The sequence below is a fragment of the Variovorax sp. VaC1 genome, assembly GCF_043658315.1.
Lineage (GTDB): Bacteria > Pseudomonadota > Gammaproteobacteria > Burkholderiales > Burkholderiaceae_C > Variovorax.
Genome location: NZ_JBIGLT010000017.1, coordinates 1 through 3,017 on the forward strand (window position 1 = coordinate 1; position 3,017 = coordinate 3,017).

1 pseudogene is annotated in these 3,017 nt (G+C 61.0%); it reads left to right on the top strand.

Features of this window, described 5'->3' with window-relative positions:
• A pseudogene (locus ACGLHS_RS32205) lies at positions 1-3,017 on the top strand (hemagglutinin); the annotation flags it as partial.

Sequence of the window (3,017 nt, forward strand, 5' to 3'; positions counted from 1 at the left end):
ACGGGGATCAGCAGCCTGTCGACCTCGACGTCTACGGGCCTGAGCACCGCGACGAGCAGCATCAGCAGCTTGTCGACCTCGACTTCCACGGGGATCAGCAGCCTGTCGACCTCGACGTCTACGGGCCTGAGCACCGCGACGAGCAGCATCAGCAGCTTGTCGACTTCGACCTCCACCGGGATCGGCAGCCTGTCGACTTCGACGTCTACGGGCCTGAGCACCGCGACGAGCAGCATCAGGAGCTTGTCGACGTCCACCTCGACCGGCTTGAGCACAGCGACGAGCAGCATCGGCAGCCTGTCGACTTCGACCTCGACCGGCCTGAGCACGGCAACGAGCAGCATCAGCAGCCTGTCGACTTCGACCTCGACCGGTCTGAGCACGGCAACGAGCAGCATCAGCAGCCTGTCGACTTCGACCTCGACCGGTCTGAGCACTGCAACCAGCAGCATCGGTAGCCTGTCGACCTCGACGTCTACTGGTCTGAGCACTGCAACAAGCAGCATCGGCAGTCTTTCGACGGGGCTGAGCACGACCAACAGCACCGTCAGCAGTCTTTCGACCGGTTTGAGCACGTCGGCGAGTGGAATCACCAGCCTTTCCACTGGCTTGAGTACGACGAACAGCAACGTCGCCAGCTTGTCGACCTCGACCTCGACGGGTTTGAGCACGGCGACCAGCAGCACCAGCAGTCTGTCGACCTCGACCTCCACCGGCTTGAGCACTGCGACCAGCAGCATCGGTAGCCTGTCGACTGGCCTGAGTACGACCAACAGCGCGGTTGCAAGTCTGTCCACATCGACCTCGACGGGCCTGAGTACGGCGACGAGCAGCGTCAGCAGCCTGTCGACCTCGACGTCCACCGGATTGAGCACCGCGACCAGCAGCATCGGCAGCTTGTCGACTGGCCTGAGCACGACCAACAGTTCTGTTGCAAGCCTGTCGACATCGACCTCGACAGGTCTCAGCACTGCTACTAGCAGCATCAGCAGTCTTTCGACATCGACGTCCACCGGCTTGAGCACCGCAACCAGCAGCATCGGTAGCCTGTCGACTGGCCTGAGCACGACCAACAGTTCTGTTGCAAGTCTGTCGACTTCGACTTCGACTGGTCTCAGCACTGCTACTAGCAGCATCAGCAGCCTCTCGACATCGACGTCCACCGGCTTGAGCACTGCGACCAGCAGTATCGGTAGCCTGTCGACTGGACTGAGCACGACCAACAGTTCTGTTGCGAGTCTGTCGACTTCGACATCGACCGGTCTGAGCACAGCGACGAGCAGCACCAGCAGTTTGTCGACATCGACTTCGACGGGTCTCAGCACTGCTACTAGCAGCATCAGCAGCCTTTCGACATCGACGTCCACTGGCTTGAGCACTGCGACCAGCAGCATCGGCAGCCTGTCGACTGGCTTGAGCACGACCAACAGTTCTGTTGCAAGTCTGTCGACCTCGACATCCACCGGATTGAGCACTGCGACCAGCAGCATCGGTAGCCTGTCGACTGGCCTGAGCACAACTAACAGCTCTGTTGCCAGCCTGTCGACCTCGACATCGACTGGCCTGAGCACAGCCACCAGCGGCATCGGCAGCCTGTCGACAGGCCTGAGCACGACCAACAGCTCTGTGGCCAGCTTGTCGACTTCGACATCTACGGGCTTGAGCACCGCCACGAGCAGCATCGGCAGTCTGTCGACGGGCCTGAGCACGACCAACAGCTCTGTGGCCAGCTTGTCGACTTCGACATCTACAGGCTTGAGCACCGCCACGAGCAGCATCGGCAGTCTGTCGACGGGCCTGAGCACGACCAACAGCGCCGTTTCCAGCCTGTCGACCTCGACATCGACCGGTTTGAGTACGGCGACCAGCAGTATCGGCAGCTTGTCGACGGGTCTGAGTACCACCAACAGTGCGGTTGCTAGCTTGTCGACTTCGACATCTACGGGCCTGAGCACCGCAACCAGCAACATCGGCAGCCTGTCGACGGGCTTGAGCACGACCAACAGCTCTGTGGCCAGTCTGTCGACATCAACCTCGACCGGCCTGAGCACGGCCACCAGCAGCATCGGAAGCTTGTCGACGGGCCTGAGTACTGCAACCAGTGGCATCGGTAGCCTTTCGACCGGCCTGAGCACGACCAACAGCGCCGTTGCCAGCCTGTCGACCTCGACGTCTACCGGCTTGAGTACAGCGACCAGCAGCATCGGCAGCTTGTCGACGGGCCTGAGCACAACCAGCAGCACGGTCGCCAGTTTGTCGACCTCGACGTCTACGGGTTTGAGCACGGCAACGAGCAGCATCGGTAGCCTGTCGACGGGTCTGAGCACCACCAACAGTTCTGTTGCCAGCCTGTCGACTTCGACCTCGACCGGTCTGAGTACCGCGACCAGCAGCATTGACAGTCTTTCGACGTCAACGTCCACGGGTTTGAGCACCGCCACCAGCGGTATCGGTAGCTTGTCGACTGGCCTCAGCACGACCAACAGTTCTGTAGCCAGCTTGTCGACTTCGACGTCAACGGGTCTGAGCACTGCGACGAGCAGCATCGGAAGTCTGTCGACCGGCCTGAGTACGACCAACAGTTCTGTAGCCAGCCTGTCGACGTCGACCTCGACCGGGCTGAGCACGGCGACCAGCAGCATCGATAGCCTCTCGACCTCGACATCCACGGGTCTGAGCACCGCGACCAGCAGCATCGGTAGCCTGTCGACTGGCCTCAGCACGACCAACAGTTCCGTTGCCAGCTTGTCGACTTCGACCTCGACCGGGCTGAGTACAGCAACCAGCAGCATCGACAGTCTTTCGACTTCAACGTCGACGGGCTTGAGCACCGCCACCAGTAGCATCGGCAGCCTTTCGACAGGTCTCAGCACGACCAACAGCTCTGTGGCCAGCTTGTCGACATCAACCTCGACCGGGCTGAGTACAGCAACCAGCAGTATCGGTAGCTTGTCGACGGGCCTTAGTACAGCTACTAGCGGCATTGGCAGTCTGTCCACTGGCCTCAGCACGACCAA